The 16,303-nt window shown below is 60.3% G+C and carries 14 protein-coding genes; 13 read left to right on the forward strand and 1 reads right to left on the reverse strand.

The features are described 5' to 3' along the window. Positions 1-972 precede the first annotated feature (972 nt). From waaF to HU755_RS25195, 11 genes are all read left to right on the forward strand, one after another. Positions 973-2,007: a lipopolysaccharide heptosyltransferase II gene (waaF, locus tag HU755_RS25145; protein ID WP_186637655.1), complete on the forward strand. Its 1,035-nt coding sequence runs from the start codon at positions 973-975 to the stop codon at positions 2,005-2,007. A 1-nt stretch (position 2,008) separates the two neighbouring features. After that, positions 2,009-3,070 (forward strand): lipopolysaccharide heptosyltransferase I, encoded by a 1,062-nt coding sequence (waaC, locus tag HU755_RS25150; RefSeq protein ID WP_186549434.1) that lies wholly within the window; start codon positions 2,009-2,011, stop codon positions 3,068-3,070. After that, positions 3,070-4,191, forward strand: a complete 1,122-nt coding sequence (locus tag HU755_RS25155; RefSeq protein WP_186637658.1) for a glycosyltransferase family 4 protein — start codon at positions 3,070-3,072, stop codon at positions 4,189-4,191. The genes waaC and HU755_RS25155 overlap by 1 nt, the downstream gene beginning before the upstream one ends. Then, positions 4,191-4,997 carry a lipopolysaccharide core heptose(I) kinase RfaP gene (gene rfaP, locus HU755_RS25160; protein WP_186637668.1) on the forward strand — a complete coding sequence of 269 codons (807 nt, stop codon included), beginning with the start codon at positions 4,191-4,193 and terminating at the stop codon, positions 4,995-4,997. The genes HU755_RS25155 and rfaP overlap by 1 nt, the downstream gene beginning before the upstream one ends. Further along, positions 4,997-5,731, forward strand: a complete 735-nt coding sequence (locus tag HU755_RS25165) for a lipopolysaccharide kinase InaA family protein (RefSeq protein ID WP_186619584.1) — start codon at positions 4,997-4,999, stop codon at positions 5,729-5,731. Before rfaP ends, HU755_RS25165 begins: the two co-directional genes overlap by 1 nt. Further along, positions 5,728-6,480 (forward strand): lipopolysaccharide kinase InaA family protein, encoded by a 753-nt coding sequence (locus HU755_RS25170; protein WP_186637670.1) that lies wholly within the window; start codon positions 5,728-5,730, stop codon positions 6,478-6,480. Before HU755_RS25165 ends, HU755_RS25170 begins: the two co-directional genes overlap by 4 nt. Beyond that, complete coding sequence (locus HU755_RS25175) at positions 6,480-7,931, forward strand: lipopolysaccharide kinase InaA family protein (protein ID WP_186637672.1); 1,452 nt, start codon at positions 6,480-6,482, stop codon at positions 7,929-7,931. The genes HU755_RS25170 and HU755_RS25175 overlap by 1 nt, the downstream gene beginning before the upstream one ends. A gap of 233 nt (positions 7,932-8,164) precedes the next feature. Further along, complete coding sequence (locus HU755_RS25180; RefSeq protein WP_238350045.1) at positions 8,165-8,467, forward strand: YceK/YidQ family lipoprotein; 303 nt, start codon at positions 8,165-8,167, stop codon at positions 8,465-8,467. Between the two features lie 172 nt (positions 8,468-8,639). Further along, on the forward strand, positions 8,640-10,394 hold the full coding sequence (locus tag HU755_RS25185) for a carbamoyltransferase (protein ID WP_186549424.1): 1,755 nt from the start codon (positions 8,640-8,642) through the stop codon (positions 10,392-10,394). Next, a complete protein-coding gene (locus tag HU755_RS25190; RefSeq protein ID WP_186637676.1) occupies positions 10,387-11,295 on the forward strand; it encodes a glycosyltransferase family 2 protein in 909 nt (302 codons plus the stop codon). Before HU755_RS25185 ends, HU755_RS25190 begins: the two co-directional genes overlap by 8 nt. Positions 11,296-11,346: 51 nt before the next feature. Beyond that, complete coding sequence (locus tag HU755_RS25195; protein WP_186637678.1) at positions 11,347-12,807, forward strand: hypothetical protein; 1,461 nt, start codon at positions 11,347-11,349, stop codon at positions 12,805-12,807. Positions 12,808-12,810: 3 nt separating this feature from the next. Here the strand turns inward: HU755_RS25195 and HU755_RS25200 are convergent, their stop codons facing one another. Continuing rightward, positions 12,811-13,464, reverse strand: coding sequence for a lipopolysaccharide kinase InaA family protein (locus HU755_RS25200; RefSeq protein WP_186637680.1), 654 nt, complete (start codon positions 13,462-13,464; stop codon positions 12,811-12,813). Positions 13,465-13,588: 124 nt separating this feature from the next. Here HU755_RS25200 and msbA point away from each other — a divergent pair, with 124 nt between their 5' ends. Together msbA and HU755_RS25210 are read left to right on the forward strand one after the other, a co-directional pair. Further along, on the forward strand, positions 13,589-15,409 hold the full coding sequence (msbA, locus tag HU755_RS25205) for a lipid A export permease/ATP-binding protein MsbA (RefSeq protein WP_186637689.1): 1,821 nt from the start codon (positions 13,589-13,591) through the stop codon (positions 15,407-15,409). After that, entirely contained in the window at positions 15,403-16,299 is an 897-nt protein-coding gene (locus HU755_RS25210; protein WP_186637691.1) for a GNAT family N-acetyltransferase, read from the forward strand. The genes msbA and HU755_RS25210 overlap by 7 nt, the downstream gene beginning before the upstream one ends. The last annotated feature ends 4 nt before the right edge of the window (positions 16,300-16,303 follow it).

Raw genomic sequence — 16,303 nt, forward strand, 5'->3', positions numbered from 1 at the left:
TGGGAGCGGGCTTGCCCGCGAAGGCGGAGTGTCAGGCGACACTGATGTTGGATGTGTCGGCCCTTTCGCGAGCAAGCTCGCTCCCACAGTGGATCTGCGCTGAGTCGCAGATGTGGAAGTGAATGCAAAACCCTGTGGGAGCGGGCTTGCCCGCGAAGGCGGAGTGTCAGGCGACATTGATGTTGGATGTGATGGCCCTTTCGCGAGCAAGCCCGCTCCCACAGTGGATCTGCGCTGGACGGCAGATGTGTGAGTGAATGCAAAACCCTGTAGGAGTGAGCCTGCTCGCGAAGACGGAGTGTCAGGCGACATTGATGTTGGATGTGATGGCCCTTTCGCGAGCAAGCCCGCTCCCACAGTGGATCTGCGCTGGACGGCAGATGTGTGAGTGAATGCAAAACCCTGTAGGAGTGAGCCTGCTCGCGAAGACGGAGTGTCAGGCGACATTGATGTTGGATGTGATGGCCCTTTCGCGAGCAAGCCCGCTCCCACAGTGGATCTGCGCTGGACGGCAGATGTGTGAGTGAATGCAAAACCCTGTAGGAGTGAGCCTGCTCGCGAAGACGGAGTGCCAAACGACACTGATGTTGGATGTGTCGGCCCTTTCGCGAGCAAGCCCGCTCCCACAGTGGATCTGCGCTGAGACGCAGATATGTGAGTGAATGCAAAACCCTGTGGGAGCGGGCTTGCCCGCGAAGACGGAGTGTCAGGCGACACTGATATTGGATGTGTCGGCCCTTTCGCGAGCAAGCTCGCTCCCACAATGGATCTGCGCTGAGTCGCAGATGTGGAAGTGAATGCAAAACCCTGTGGGAGCGGGCTTGCCCGCGAAGGCGGAGTGTCGGACGGCAGAAATGTTGAATGGATAGGCCCTTTCGCGAGCAGCCCACTCCCATAGTCGATCTATAATGTTTGTAGAATTCTCGAGGCGGGGAGGCGTAAATGCCTCCCCGGTTCGTTTTTGGAAAGCACATGAATATTCTGATCGTTGGGCCCAGTTGGGTCGGTGACATGGTGATGGCGCAGACACTGTTTCAGTGTCTCAAACAGCGTCACCCGCAATGCGCAATCGACGTGCTGGCCCCCGAGTGGAGCCGGCCGATCCTTGAGCGCATGCCTGAAGTGCGCAAGGCCTTGAGCTTCCCGCTCGGCCACGGTGCGCTCGAATTGGCGACCCGTCGGCGTATCGGCAAATCTCTGGCCGGCCAGTACGATCAGGCGATCCTGCTGCCTAACTCGCTGAAGTCGGCGCTGGTGCCGTTTTTCGCCGGCATCCCGAAACGTACTGGCTGGCGCGGCGAGTTCCGCTATGGCCTGCTCAACGACGTGCGCACCCTCGACAAAGAACGTTATCCGCTGATGATCGAGCGCTTCATGGCTCTGGCCTTCGAGCCGAACGTCGAGCTGCCCAAACCCTATCCCCGCCCGAGCCTGCAGATCGACCCGGTGACTCGCGAAGCCGCGCTGGGCAAGTTCGGTCTAACCCTCGACCGCCCGGTGTTGGCCCTGTGCCCCGGCGCCGAGTTCGGCGAGTCCAAGCGCTGGCCGTCCGAGCATTACGCCAAAGTCGCCGAAGCGCGCATCCGCGAAGGCTGGCAGGTGTGGCTGTTTGGCTCGAAAAATGATCACGCGGTGGGCGAAGACATCCGCGCACGGCTGATTCCCGGTCTGCGTGAAGAGTCGGTCAACCTCAGCGGCGACACCTCGCTGGCCGAAGCCATCGACCTGCTGTCCTGCGCTGATTCAGTGGTCTCCAACGACTCCGGCCTGATGCACGTCGCCGCCGCATTGAACCGTCCGCTGGTCGCCGTCTACGGCTCGACCTCGCCGGGCTTCACGCCGCCGTTGGCCGAACATGTCGAGGTCGTTCGGCTGGGTATCGAATGCAGTCCCTGCTTCGACCGGACCTGCCGTTTCGGCCATTACAACTGCCTGCGCCAGCTGATGCCGGACGCGGTCAATGATGCCTTGCAGAAGCTGCAAGGCTCCGTGGTCGAGGTTCATTAACTTGCGGGTACTGTTGATCAAGACTTCATCGCTGGGCGACGTGATTCACGCGCTGCCAGCGCTGACCGACGCCGCCCGGGCGATCCCCGGAATCAAGTTCGACTGGGTTGTGGAAGAAGGCTTCGGCGAAATCCCGACGTGGCACCCGGCCGTCGATAAAGTCATTCCGGTGGCGATCCGTCGCTGGCGCAAGAACCTTTGGAAGACGCTTACCAGCGGCGAGTGGAAACGCTTCAAGCAAAGCGTGCGCACCAATCGATACGATCTGGTGATCGATGCCCAGGGCCTGCTGAAAAGCGCCTGGCTGACTCGCTACGTCAAGGCCCCGGTTGCCGGCCTCGATAAAGGTTCGGCCCGCGAGCCGATGGCCGCACGTTTCTACGACCGCAAACTGGCCGTGGCCCGTGGGCAGCACGCCGTCGAGCGCGTGCGCCAGTTGTTCGCCATTGCGCTGGGCTATGACTTGCCCAAAGGTCTCGGCGATTACGGCCTCAACGTCGAGCGCCTGGTCGAGCTGCCGCGCAAGAGCGCCTTCGTCGTGTTCCTCCATGGCACCACCTGGGACAGCAAGCACTGGCCGGAAGCCTACTGGCGCGAACTGACCGAACGCGTCGGCTATCTGGGCGTGGGCGTCAAGCTGCCGTGGGGCAACCCGCAGGAAAAAGCCCGTGCCGAACGCATAGCCGCGGGTTTCAAGCACGCCGAAGTGCTGCCAAAACTGAATCTGGCCGGCGTCGGCAAAGTCCTCGCCGGCGCGCAAGCCTGCGTAGCGGTGGACACCGGTCTTGGCCATCTGGCTGCGGCGCTGGACGTGCCGACCATCTCGCTGTTCGGCCCGACCAACCCGGGTCTGACCGGAGCTTACGGCAAGTTGCAGATTCACTTGGGCAGCGACTTCCCGTGTGCACCGTGCCTGCAAAAGAAATGCACCTATCAACCGACTGCGCAGGATGCCCGTCAGTTTGACCTCAAGCGTGAGCAGCCGTTGTGCTTCACGCGTGTAAACCCCGAGCGTGTCGCCAGCCGACTGAGCACGTTGTTAATGGCTGAGGAGCTGCGCTGATGCAATTGGCATTCGTCCTGTACAAATATTTCCCGTTCGGTGGCTTGCAGCGCGACTTTATGCGCATCGCCCTCGAATGCCAGAAACGCGGCCACCAGATTCGTGTGTACACGCTGATCTGGGAGGGCGATGTACCGCCCGGTTTCGAAGTGCTGGTGGCGCCGGTCAAGGCATTCTTCAATCACCGTCGCAATGAAAAACTCAGTGCCTGGATGGCGGCGGATCTGGCCAGGCGCCCGGTGGACCGCCTGATCGGCTTCAACAAGATGCCAGGCCTGGACGTCTACTACGCCGCCGACGGCTGTTTCGAAGACAAGGCGCAGAACCTGCGCAATTCGCTGTACCGCCGCTGGGGCCGTTATCGCCACTTCGCCGAGTATGAGCGCGCGGCGTTCGCCAAAGACGCGAAGACTGAAGTGCTGATGATCTCCGAAGTGCAACAGCCGCTGTTCATCAAGCACTACGGCACGCCGCTTGAGCGCTTCCATCTGCTGCCGCCGGGCATTGCCCAGGATCGTCGTCGTCCGGCGGATGCCGATGAGATTCGCGCCGGTTTTCGCGCTGAATTCAATCTGAAGGATGACGAGCTGCTGCTGGTGCAGATCGGCTCCGGGTTCAAGACCAAGGGTGTCGATCGCAGCCTGAAAGCACTGGCGGCATTGCCAGCCGAATTGCGAAAACGCACCCGGCTGTTTGTAATCGGCCAAGATGACCCCAAATTGTTCCAGATGCAGAGTGCAACGTTGGGTTTGGGCGACAATGTGACTTTCCTCAAGGGGCGCAGCGATATCCCGCGTTTTCTGTTGGGTGCCGATCTGCTGATACATCCTGCGTACAACGAAAACACCGGTACGGTGCTGCTTGAAGCGCTGGTCGCCGGCTTGCCGGTACTGGTCAGCGCGGTCTGCGGTTACGCCCATTACATTGCCGAGGCGGACGCAGGGCGAGTGCTGGACGAACCGTTCGAGCAGGCGCAACTGACCCGATATCTGAGCGAGATGTTGAGCGACGACGCTGCCCGCGCAGCGTGGAGCCGCAACGGCCTGGCCTTCGCCGAAACGGCCGACCTCTACAGCATGCCGCAGCACGCGGCCGATGTGATTCTGGCGGAGCACGCTTAATGAAGTTGATGCTGGCTGAACCGTTCAAAAGCCTCTGGGCCGGACGCGACCCGTTCGCCGAAGTCGAAGGCTTGCAGGGCGAGGTATACCGCGAGCTGGAAGCGCGCCGGACACTGCGCACGGAAGTCGATGGCAACGGATTTTTCGTCAAGATTCACCGTGGCATCGGCTGGGGCGAGATCTTCAAGAACCTGCTTACCGCCAAGCTGCCGGTGCTCGGCGCCGGCCAGGAGTGGAAGGCCATTCAACGCCTGCAGGAAGCCGGCATACCGACCATGACCGCTGTCGCCTACGGCGAGAAGGGCAGCAACCCGGCGGATCAGCACTCGTTCATCGTTACCGAAGAGCTGGCGCCGACCATCAGCCTCGAAGATTTCAGTATCGACTGGGTCAAGCAGCCGCCCGAGCCGACGCTCAAGCGCGCACTGATCGCCGAAGTCGCGCGCATGACCGGCATGATGCATCGCGCCGGCGTCAATCACCGCGACTGCTACATCTGCCACTTCCTGCTGCACACCGACAAACCGGTTGCCGCGGATGACTTCAAGCTCTCGGTGATTGACTTGCACCGCGCCCAGACCCGTCCGGCCATTACCCGGCGCTGGCGCGACAAGGACCTGGCGGCGTTGTATTTTTCCGCGCTGGACATCGGCTTGACCCGCCGCGACAAACTGCGCTTTCTCAAGGGCTACTTCCAGCAACCGCTACGGCAGATACTGGCTGAAGAAGCGCCGCTGCTGCGCTGGCTGGAAGGCAAGGCCAGCAAGCTGTATGCGCGCAAGCAGCGTTACGGGGATGCGCTCTGATGGCGGGTTGGACGCTTGAGCCGCAGTACCGTGAACTCGCCGAAGACTTCGGCAGCCTCGACGCTGTGTTTGCCTTGCAGGGCGAGCGCCTGACCCGTGATCCGCTGTCGGAAGTCATCCGGGTGCAGCGCAACGGCGTCAATTATTACGTCAAGCGCTACGTCGGCGCCGGTAAAGGCCTGCGTCGTTACGTGGGCAAGCCGCGGGTGAAGATGGAGTGGCAGAACCTCAAGCGCTTTGCCAAATGGGGCATTCCCACCGCTGAAGTGGTGGCGTGGGGCCTTGAACGACGCGGTGCGGCATACGACCGTGGGGCGATGATAACGCGCGAACTGCCGCGTACCGAGGACCTCTCGGCGCTGGCCGAGCGCAAGGACCCCAAGCTCAAGGATCGTGCCTGGGTGGACGGCATCAGCCAGCAACTGGCCGGTTATACCCGGACAATGCATGACCAGCGCTTTACCCATAACGACTTGAAGTGGCGCAATCTGTTGATCGACGATCAGGCGCAACTGTTTCTGATCGATTGCCCGAACGGCGATTTTTGGCGGGGCTTCTGGCTCAAGTACCGGATCACCAAGGATCTGGCGTGTCTCGACAAGGTCGCCAAATATCACCTGTCCAACACCCAGCGTTTGCGTTTCTACCTGCAATACCGCCAGTGTGACCGGCTCAATGCAGCCGACAAGAAACGCATTCGGCACGTGGTGAGATTTTTCGAGGGACGAGAATGACTGATTTTCTGGCCGCTGAAGATCGCGCGTTGCTTGAGCGCCACGGCCTCGACACCTTCGATGCACTGTGGGCCCGGCAGTTGGAGGCGGTCGATGAGCCGAATACCGATGGCGGCGGCTGGAGCAGCGTGTTTCGTCTTGAACTCGAAGGCCGTGCCTTCTACCTCAAGCGCCAGTGCAATTACCTGACCCGCACCTTGCACGCGCCCTTCGGCGAGCCGACCTTTGCCCGAGAGTTTCGCAATATCAGCCGCTATCGCGAGCTGGGCATACCCGCGTTGCAGGCGGTGTTTTTTGGCCAGCGCAAGATCAAGGGCGAAGTCCGTGCGGTTCTCCTGACCCGGGCGCTGGACGGTTGGGACGACCTCGACTCGCTGCTGCAACGCTGGTCGAGTCTGACCGTGGCGCAGCACTCGGCCCTACTCAAAGCCTGCGGGCAACTGGCGCGACTGCTCCATGGCCGGCGTCAGGTGCACGGTTGCTTCTATCCCAAGCACATCTTCATGCAGGCCACAGGCGCTCACTATCGAGCGCAGTTGATCGACCTGGAAAAAAACCGCCCGCTGCTGTTCGGCCAGCGTGACCGGGTCAGGGACCTGGAGCCGCTGGTGCGCCGTGCGCCGCAGTGGAGCCATGCGCAACTGCGCGAATTGCTGGCCGCTTATCTCGACCAGCCGGCGAACAGTTCGCTGGTTGATAGCTGGCTTGTGCGCATGACGGCACGCCGCAGTCACAAGGAGACGCGTTGATGCAGTTGTCCGACCTGAAAAACGCCGGACGCACACCGTCGTTGCCGCTGACGGTGTCGCTGGCCGATGCGGCCGGCAGCGCCGATTTGCAACTGCTGACACTGCTGCGAGTCCTGCCGGGGCAGCGCTACGTGGGGGCTGGGGTGTGGCGCGGCCGGCCGGTGTTGGCCAAGTTGCTGGTCGGCAGCAAAGCGGCGCGGCATTTTCAGCGCGAGCTCGAAGGCGTCAAGCTGCTCGCAGCGCAAGGCATGACCACGCCGTTGCTGCTGGCCGATGGCTTGCGGGACGGAGAGGGTGGCTGGCTGCTTTTTGAGTTCCTTGAAGACGCCGAAAGCCTCGGTGATGCCTGGGCGATGGTCGAGGCGCTGCCGGCGCTGGCTGACGAGCAAGCCGCCGTGTTGGCCGAAGCGCTGGATGCCATCGGCCGACTGCACGGCAAAGGTCTTTGGCAGGAAGACTTACACCTGGACAATCTGCTGCGTCACGGTGGTCAGTTGTACCTGATCGACGGTGCCGGGATTCGCGCCGAGACGGCGGGCCAGCCATTGTCGCGACAAAAAGTCTTGGAAAACCTCGGTGTGTTCTTTGCCCAGTTGCCCAAGTCGCTTGAACCGTTTACCGAAGAATTGCTGGTGTATTACCTGTTGAGCAACAGCGAGCATGCATTGCCACTGGAAGCCCTGCAGAAGCAGATCGACAAGGTGCGCAGCTGGCGCCTGAAGGATTATCTGATCAAGGTTGGCCGGGAATGCACCTTGTTCGCGGTTCAGCGCGGTGCATTTGGCCTGCGTGCCATTCGCCGCGAGGAAGAAGCCGCGATGTTGTCCGTGCTGGCTCAGGCGGACGTCTTGCTTGATCAAGGGCATCTGTACAAGACCGGTGGTGCTGCCAGTGTCGGCAGGGTTCAGGCGGACGGCCGCACGCTGCTTGTCAAACGCTACAATATCAAGGGTTTCGCTCATTGGCTCAAACGCTTCTGGCGCCCGAGTCGGGCCTGGCATTCGTGGCGTGAAGGCAATCGCCTGGCGTTCCTCGGCATCGCCACGCCGACACCGCTGGCGGTGCTGGAAAAGCGCTTTTTGTGGTTGCGCGGCAGTGCCTATCTGGTGACAGAGTTCCTGCCGGGGCCGGACATCATCGAACGTTTTGCTCCGTACGTGGACAATGGCCAGGCGCCAGAAGTCGAGTTGCAGGCGCTGGATCAGCTGTTTGCGCGATTGATTGCCGAGCGCATCAGTCACGGTGATTTCAAGGGGCACAACCTGTTCTGGCAGAACGATCGCTGGGCGCTGATTGATCTGGACTCGATGTGTCAGCACGGTTCTATCGGCAGTTTCGCCCCGGCGTACGCCCGCGACCGTGCGCGATTCATGCGTAACTGGCCTGAAACCAGCGCGCTGTACCAAATCATCGATCAGCGCTTGCCAAAAACAGCCTCCAGCCCTGAGTGAATCAGGCTCGCTCCTTCGCGGCATTCTCTTTTGCGCGAGCGAGCCTGCTCGCGAAAAAATGCCAAACGCACTGAACCTTGCTGCTGGCAGTAAGTAGCGGACAAGTACCGCAGACTTTTCCTACTGCCTCTGCAGAAGCCATGAACTGTCCCCTGCCAAATCCCGGTGCTAACTTGCCCGTCAATCTTGGAGGGTGAGTCTTGGGCATAAAAAGGACGGTGGCATCGGGTGCCTTGGCGTTAGTTCTGTCAGGCTGCGGCAGCGTCGCGACGGTTCTGCAAAACGATGCCGATGCCGCTCGTGACCTGCGCAAACAGAAAACCTACTGCCAGTCGATTCCGCGGGTGTACAGCGGCCTGGCCTTTGATTTTTGCGTATTGAATGCGCCTCCCGACCCAACGGGGTTCCTGGCGCCCTTCGTATTGCTCGATCTGCCGCTCTCCGCCGTCTTCGACACGGTGGCGCTGCTCTATACGATTTATCGCCAGACGACTGACGGTAACCTCAGTATTTACTGGCGCAAGGGTGGCTATTAAAGCTTCGGACGTGTTTTTAACAAGCCGTTCACGCCAGGGCAATTCGCACAGGGTAATTCCCTTCATGTTTACGCTATAATCCCGCCCTTTAGCTGTCACTCGCCTTGCGCGAGGGCACATCAATTTTCAAGGCGCATCGCGCCTGTATGCAGACTAAAGAGGCTAGACCCCTGTGGCATTGACGATTCTTGGCCTGTCCGGCGCCCTTAGCCATGATCCTTCCGCAGCCTTGTATATCGACGGCAAGCTGATCGCGGCGGCCGAGGAAGAGCGCTTCGTACGCGATAAACATGCAAAGAACCGCATGCCTTACGAATCGGCAAAGTTCTGCCTTGAACAGGCCGGCATCAAACCATCTGACGTTGACGTGGTGGCAATTCCGTTCGCCCCGATCAGTCTGTTCGGCAAGGCCCGCTGGCACTACGCCAAGCGCTACTGGTATGCCCCGGATCGCGCCCTTGATGCGATCCTGATGGGCAATCGCCGTTACAAGCGCTATCGCAACAAGATCGTCTGGTGTCTCGAGCAACTGGGTTTCGATCCGAAAAAGATCAAGATCGAGCCGGTCGAGCATCACCTGGCTCATGCTTCCAGCGCCTATCACTGCTCCGGTTTCAAAGAAAAAACCGCGATCCTCGGCATTGACGGCAAGGGTGAGTACGCCACAACCTTTTTCGGTTATGGCGAAAACGGCAAGATTCACAAGATCAAGGAGTTCTTTGATCCGGACTCTCTTGGCGGCCTGTACGGTGCGATCACCGAGTTTCTCGGTTTCGAGATGCTCGACGGCGAATTCAAGGTCATGGGCATGGCGCCGTATGGCGACGCCAGCAAATATGATTTCTCGCGTCTGGCCTCGTTCGAGAATGGCGAGCTGGTGATCAACACCGACTATGCCAACGTCATCGGCCTGCGTCGCTACAAAGAGAAGGGCAAGGGTTTTTACTTCTCGCCGAAGCTGATCGAGTGGCTGGGTCCCAAGCGTGAAGGCGACATCGCTGACGAACCGTACATTCACTACGCCGCCAGCATGCAGGCGCTGTTCGAAAAGCTGGCGTTGCAAATGATCGACTATTACTTGGGCGACGTGCTCAAGGAAACCGGCAAGCTGGCCTTCGCCGGTGGCTGCGCGTTGAACGTCAAGCTGAATCAGAAAATCATTGCCCGCGACGACATCAAGGAATTGTTCGTACAGCCTGCTTCCGGCGATGCCGGCACCGCAGTCGGTGCAGCGGCGTATGTGTCCCATGCCCGCGGTGTGCCGGTCGAGAAGATGGAGCACGTCTACCTCGGCCCGTCGTACTCCAACGAGGACGTGATTGCCGCCTGCGCCCGCCACGAGAACAAGCCGACCTGGCGCAAACTCGACAACATGCCGGAGCAGATCGCCAAAATCATGGTCGAGGGCAATCCGGTGGCCTGGTTCCAGGGGCGTATGGAGTTCGGTCCGCGCGCACTGGGCGGTCGTTCGATTATCGGCTGCCCAAGCGTGGCCGGTGTGGCTGATCGTATCAACCACCAGATCAAGTTCCGCGAGCGCTGGAGGCCTTTCTGCCCGTCGATGCTCGACACCGTTGCGCCACAAATGATCAAGATCGACCACCCGGCGCCGTTCATGACGTTCACCTTCGAAGTGGCTGAAGAGTGGAAGACCCGCGTGCCGGAAGTTGTCCATGAAGATGGTACTTCCCGTGCACAGGTGCTCAAGCGTGAATACAACCCGCGCTACTACGACATGATGAAAGCGCTGGAAGACCTGACAGGCAATGGCGTGTCGTTGAATACTTCGCTCAACCGCCGTGGCGAGCCGATGATCTGTTCGCCGACCGACGCGCTGAACATGTTTTTCGGCTCTGACCTGCAATATCTGATCATGGAAGATATTCTTGTCGTCAAAGAGGGTGTGCAAGGAAACAGTCTTGACTGAGACACTGATCAGCGTCGTCATTCCTGCCTACAACTACGCCAAGTCGCTGCCACGTGCGGTGAGATCGGTGTTGGCGCAGTTGCATGAGGCCTCGGCGGATCTTTTGGTCATCGACGATGGTTCGACCGACGCGACGCCTCAGGTGGTAGACGCGCTTCAGGCCGAGCACGTCGGGCGTTTTCGCGCCTTGCGCAAGTGCAACGGTGGACTGTCTTCGGTGCGCAATCTCGGAATCGAGGAGACCAGCGGACGTTTTCTGGTCTTTCTCGACGCGGATGACGAGATGGCGCCGGGGGCGTTGGCAGCACTGTCGAACCATATCGCCGGCAACCCCCAGAGCCGGATGATCATTGGCTCTCACTGGTCGGTCTTCGCCGGCGGCAAGCGCAGCCTGCAGGCAGCCAAGCCGCTGCCGCTCACAATGCGCCAGCGGGTGAAGGGCTATCTGCTGGACAAGACGGTGTCGATCTCCAACGGCGCCTGCGCCATGCACCGCGAGGTATTTGCTCCGGGGGGCTACCCCGAACACCTGCGCAATGTCGAGGACCTGCCGGTGTTTGCCCAGGTCCTGGCGCGCTTTCCGTGCAGTGTGCTGGAGCAGCCTCTGGCGCTGATTTACAAGCACGCTGACAGCATGCGTCATGACTTGCGGCAGAGCCTTGCGGCCGGAACAGAGCAAGTCGTCAATGAGGTTTTCTCAAGTCGGCGGATGCCGCAGGATCTTCAGGACTTGCGCCAGGCTTTCCTGGCCCAGCGTTGCCTGTCCTTGTTTCGTGACTGCTACTCCCATGGCGAATACGCACTGGCCAAGACGTTTTATATGCAAGCGCTACGTGCCGACTGGCGCATCCTTGGGCGTTGGTCGTACTTGCGTAAAGCCTTGCGCCTGCTGTTCCGATAGTCGGTTTATTGTTTTTTGCGTACCTGTGGCGCGTGATGTTGAGGGGGCTGGGTGAAAGGTACGGACAGTAAATGGGCGGTCAAGGCCGCTCAAGTAATCAATGAGCGACCGGTCAGTGTGGCGTTCTGGGCGAGTATCCTACTGTCGCTGATTGCTGTGTCGGGTACCGCAACGGTCGGGCGAGACGCCGCGTTATACATCGATATCGCGCAACAGGTAGTCGAGCATGGACCTGATGTCGCCTGGCTGCACTTCGACTGGCCCTGGTTTTCCATCCTCCTGGCACTGACCCATCGCTTCGTGCACTTGCCGCTGGAGCTGAGTGCTTATATCTGGTGTGGGCTGTTTTTCGCCGGTACCTCTGCGTTGATGGTCGATTGTGTCCGTCGGCGCTCTCCCGAAATCGCCGGCTGGGCATGTCTGGTCGTGCTGGCGATGCCTGCGGTCAATGCCTTTCGAAACGACATCATCCGCGAGTGTGGTTTCTGGTTCTTCTGCACGCTGACCCTTTGGCTGGCGCTGCGCTGGCAGGACCGTGGCGGCTGGTTGCGGGCAATCCTGATTCATCTGGCGATTGTCTTCGCAGCGTTGTTTCGCCTGGAAGCCTTGCTGTTGCTGCCGGCGCTAGGGCTGTGGCAGTTGCCCAATCTGTGGTCTTCCGAGCGGCGCATGCAGTTTGTGCAGTTCGCCCTGCTGCCAGTGTTGGGGCTGGTGGCAGCGTCTGCCTGGGGCGTATTCATGTCGGCGCGCTTCATGGTTTATCTGGACATGATTGCGCCCCACAGCGTGTATGCCTCGTTCCAGGTGCTTTCGGAGCAGTTTGCCAATTCGCTGATCAACAAATATTCGCAAGACGAAGCCGGGCGCATCGTGTTTTTCGGCATGCTGGCCGCGATAGTGATAGGTTTCGTCAAGTTGATGGGTCCGTTTGCCGTGCCTTTCGTGCTGCGTCGCAATTGGGCAGTGTTGAGGACCTACTGGCGTGACTATCGTCCTTTCGCCTGGGCTGCGCTGCTGTATCTGGTCGTGCTGATCCTTTTCTTCATCAAACAGCAGTTCATGAATACCCGTTACCTGAGTTTCCTGAACCTGTTATGTGTGCCGGCACTGGCCTTGGCGCTGGCGGCTTTTGCCCGGGAGTTTCCCCGCTGGACCAAGGTGCTGGTCGTCGCGGCGCTGCTGGTGATGCTGTCCAACGTGATTTCTACTGGCGCCGGGAAGACCCATTACGTTGCGGCGGGGCGCTGGATGTCCACGCACGTCGAGCGGGATGCCGCCGCCTGGTTCGAAGACGGCCGCATCAGCTATTACGCCGGGCGGGGTTATGTCGTGCCTGAGCTGACCCGTGAGCAGGCGATGTCCCCGCAGTACGCCGGCAATTACCGCTACTTCCTGATTGAAGGCAAAGGCGATGAGCCGTGGCTGCAGGCGTGGCTGGTGGCACACAAGATGCGCATCATCGAGCGCTTCGCCAACCGCAAGGGCGCCACGATTCTGGTTATCGGCCCGTAAGGCTCAGTCGAACAGCGGGCGCAGGCGCTCGATCAGCGGCGCCTGGCGGTTATGCGGCAGTGCCTGACGGTAGCCCTCGAGAAAGGTCTGGCCGGCGTCGTTGCCGAGTAACCACTGGCGGTCTTCCTTGTAGCGAAGCAGGTGGGCAAAGTTGCGCAGGCGCTTGCTGTCGCTCAGTGCACGTGTCTGGCAGTGCAGGTCGGCGATATCGATCAGGCCGAGGTGGTTTTCCGGGGTCTGTACCACATTGCCGAAGTGCAACGAGCGAAAGTACACGCCTTTTTCATGCAGTTGCGCGATGAACGCTCCCAGCCGGGCGCGCAACGTATCGGTTTCTTGCGCCGTGCCCTGCAACTGCCGCACGGTTTCGCCCGCCAACGGCGTGTAATAAACGCCGTCGCGCTGAATGCTCGGAATACGGTAAACCGCAATCACGCTCGGACACAGAATGCCGCGCTGCTCCAGTGCCCTGGTGTTATTGGCGAAGCGTTGAGCGTAGGGGAAGAACAGCGCTGAACTGAACAGGCGTTTGCGGCGAAACAGTTTGAGCATGCGACCGTCGGCCAGCCTCAGCACCTTGTCGCCGGAGCCGTCGGCTTCCAGTACGTGTGCACCCTTGCGCAGTGCCTCGTAAGTGCTGTGATCAATCGATTGCATGCCTGACTCCCCATCGTGAGCCGGCTATCTTAACCGACTTGGCCAAGGCTGGCGCCCAGTGATGTTTATTGGCACAAAAGGGCCTGTGATATCATCGCCGCCTCACTGATTTGCGCGGATTCCCATGAGCAGTCCTGAACCGAAAGCCCAGTCTACGCTGGCGATCTATTTCCGCCTTTTGGCTTACGTGCGGCCCTACGCCGGCCTGTTCATCCTGAGTATCGTCGGGTTCCTGATTTTCGCATCGACCCAACCGATGCTGGCCTACATCCTCAAATATTTCGTCGACGGCCTGGCCAATCCGGAGGCCGCCCTGTTCCCGGGCAACCCTTATCTGGGCAAGTTGCAATTGCTCGAAAGCGTGCCGCTGTTGATCGTACTGATTGCCGTCTGGCAAGGGGTCGGGTCTTACCTGGGCAACTACTTTCTGGCCCGGGTTTCTCTGGGGCTGGTGCATGACCTGCGAGTGGTGCTGTTCAACAAGTTGCTGGACCTGCCCAACAGCTATTTCGACAAGAACAACTCCGGTCACCTGATTTCCCGCATTACCTTCAACGTGACCATGGTCACTGGCGCTGCCACGGATGCGATCAAAGTGGTCATTCGTGAAGGCATGACGGTGATTTTCCTGTTCTGCACGCTGTTGTGGATGAACTGGAAGCTCACCCTGGTCATGGTCGCCATCCTGCCGGTGATCGGCCTGATGGTGAACAGCACCAGCAAAAAATTCCGCAAGCAGAGCAAGAAGATTCAGGTGTCGATGGGTAATGTCACCCACGTCGCTTCCGAGACGATTCATGGTTACCGTGTCGTGCGCAGTTTCGGCGGCGAAACCTATGAAAAGGTGCGCTTCCGTGACGCCAGCCAGAGCAACACCGACAAGCAACTGACCATGACCAAGACCGGCGCGGTCTACACGCCGATGCTGCAACTGGTGACGTACAGCGCGATGGCGGTGGTGATGTTTCTGGTCCTGTACCTGCGCGGCGATGCCTCGCCCGGCGACCTCGTGGCCTACATCACCATGGCGGGTCTGCTGCCCAAGCCGATTCGCCAGCTCTCCGAAGTCAGCTCGACGATCCAGAAAGGCGTGGCCGGTGCCGAAAGCATTTTCGAGCAACTCGACGAGCCGGCGGAAGTCGACCGCGGGACGGTCGAGCGTGACCGTCTGCAAGGGCGCCTGGAAGTGCGCAACCTCAGCTTCAGCTATCCCAACAGCGAGAAGAAAGTTCTCGATGACATCAGTTTCGTTGTCGAACCGGGGCAGATGGTTGCGCTGGTGGGGCGTTCTGGCAGTGGCAAGTCCACCCTGGCCGGGCTGATTCCGCGCTTCTATCAGCACGAACAGGGGCAGATTCTGCTCGATGACGTGCAGGTGCAGGACTTGACCATGCGCAGCCTGCGTCGGCAGATCGCGCTCGTCACCCAACAGGTCACCCTGTTCAACGATACGGTTACCAATAACATTGCCTACGGCGATCTGGCGGGTGCGCCGTTCGATGAGGTCAAGCGCGCGGCCACCGAGGCCTACGCCGATGAGTTCATCGTCAAGATGCCGCAAGGCTATGAAACCCTGGTCGGCGAAAACGGCGTGCTGTTGTCCGGCGGTCAGCGTCAGCGTATAGCCATCGCCCGGGCATTGCTCAAGGATGCGCCGCTGCTGATTCTCGACGAGGCCACGTCGGCCCTCGATACCGAATCCGAACGGCATATCCAGGCGGCGCTCGATCACGTGGTGCAGAACCGCACCACATTGGTGATCGCTCACCGCTTGAGTACCATCGAGAAGGCGGATCTGATCCTGGTCATGGACGAGGGTCGGATCGTCGAGCGTGGTAGCCATGCTCAACTGCTGGAACTCAACGGTTACTACTCGCGCTTGCACGCCAAAGAGTTCGAAGAAGGTGATGAGCCGCAACCGACCCATGCGACCGACCTATGCTGACGGCGTTTCGCGTCTGGCGTGAACGCGGCTGGAGCGAGATCGACCAGGCGGCCTATGCGCAGGCCTGGCAGCGCTTTGGCGGCAGTGTTGCGACACATCCCGAGGTTGTCGAACGATTGTCGACGTTTGTCGGCATCAAGCTGCGCTACCTGGGCTGGATCGTCGACGGGGAAGTGGTCGCCGCCGTTGCCTGCTGGGGCCGGCACGCGGCCTTGTCCAAAGAGGTGCTCAAGCGCGAGGGCAAGCGCGGGCTGCTCGACATGGGCAATGCCGAGCTGATTCTGCCGATCGCCCCGGACGTTGTGGTCCCGGTGCGTCAGCGCATGGCCTACGTGTCGCAACTCAATGCCGAGCGGATCAGCACCCTGCGCAGTCAACCCGAAGGCCTGGCGCTGGCGCGGTTGCCTGAGGATTATTCAAAGAAGTTTCGCTACAACCAGCGTCGCGAACAGCGCTTGCTGGAGGAGGCGGGCGGCGCGCTGGTGCCAATGTCTGATTTCACGCCGCAAGAGCAGGCCGCCGCTTACGGCGATCTGTTCCAGCGCCGCTGGGGCTTCGAAGTGCCCGGCAAGGCCGGGCTGGTCGAGGTGTTCACCCTGCTGCGCGAATTCATGACCGGTTCGGTGGTCATGCTGGAGTCGGCGCCTGTCGCCATCCAGATTCTGTACCGGGTCGAGGCGCCAGAATGGGTTTCGCTCGAATACGTCAATGGCGGCGTCGACCCGCAAAGCCGCGAGTTCAGCCCGGGCAGCGTGCTGAGTTTCGTCAACACCCAGCAGGCCTGGGCGGATGCGCAGGCGCTGGGCAAAACACTGCGCTATTCGTTCGGTCGTGCCGACCGTGAATACAAGGATCGCTGGTGCCACACGGTGCCCGTCTACAAGGTCTGAAGCC

This window comes from Pseudomonas sp. SWRI111 (assembly GCF_014268555.1).
Lineage (GTDB): Bacteria > Pseudomonadota > Gammaproteobacteria > Pseudomonadales > Pseudomonadaceae > Aquipseudomonas > Aquipseudomonas hamedanensis.

Coding starts and splice junctions, on each gene's coding strand:
- waaF (WP_186637655.1), top strand. CDS start 973: ATGAATATTCTGATCGTTGGGCCCAGTTGGGTCGGTGACATGGTGATG.
- HU755_RS25155 (WP_186637658.1), top strand. CDS start 3,070: ATGCAATTGGCATTCGTCCTGTACAAATATTTCCCGTTCGGTGGCTTG.
- rfaP (WP_186637668.1), top strand. CDS start 4,191: ATGAAGTTGATGCTGGCTGAACCGTTCAAAAGCCTCTGGGCCGGACGC.
- HU755_RS25165 (WP_186619584.1), top strand. CDS start 4,997: ATGGCGGGTTGGACGCTTGAGCCGCAGTACCGTGAACTCGCCGAAGAC.
- HU755_RS25170 (WP_186637670.1), top strand. CDS start 5,728: ATGACTGATTTTCTGGCCGCTGAAGATCGCGCGTTGCTTGAGCGCCAC.
- HU755_RS25175 (WP_186637672.1), top strand. CDS start 6,480: ATGCAGTTGTCCGACCTGAAAAACGCCGGACGCACACCGTCGTTGCCG.
- HU755_RS25200 (WP_186637680.1), bottom strand. CDS start 13,464: ATGCAATCGATTGATCACAGCACTTACGAGGCACTGCGCAAGGGTGCA.
- msbA (WP_186637689.1), top strand. CDS start 13,589: ATGAGCAGTCCTGAACCGAAAGCCCAGTCTACGCTGGCGATCTATTTC.
- HU755_RS25210 (WP_186637691.1), top strand. CDS start 15,403: ATGCTGACGGCGTTTCGCGTCTGGCGTGAACGCGGCTGGAGCGAGATC.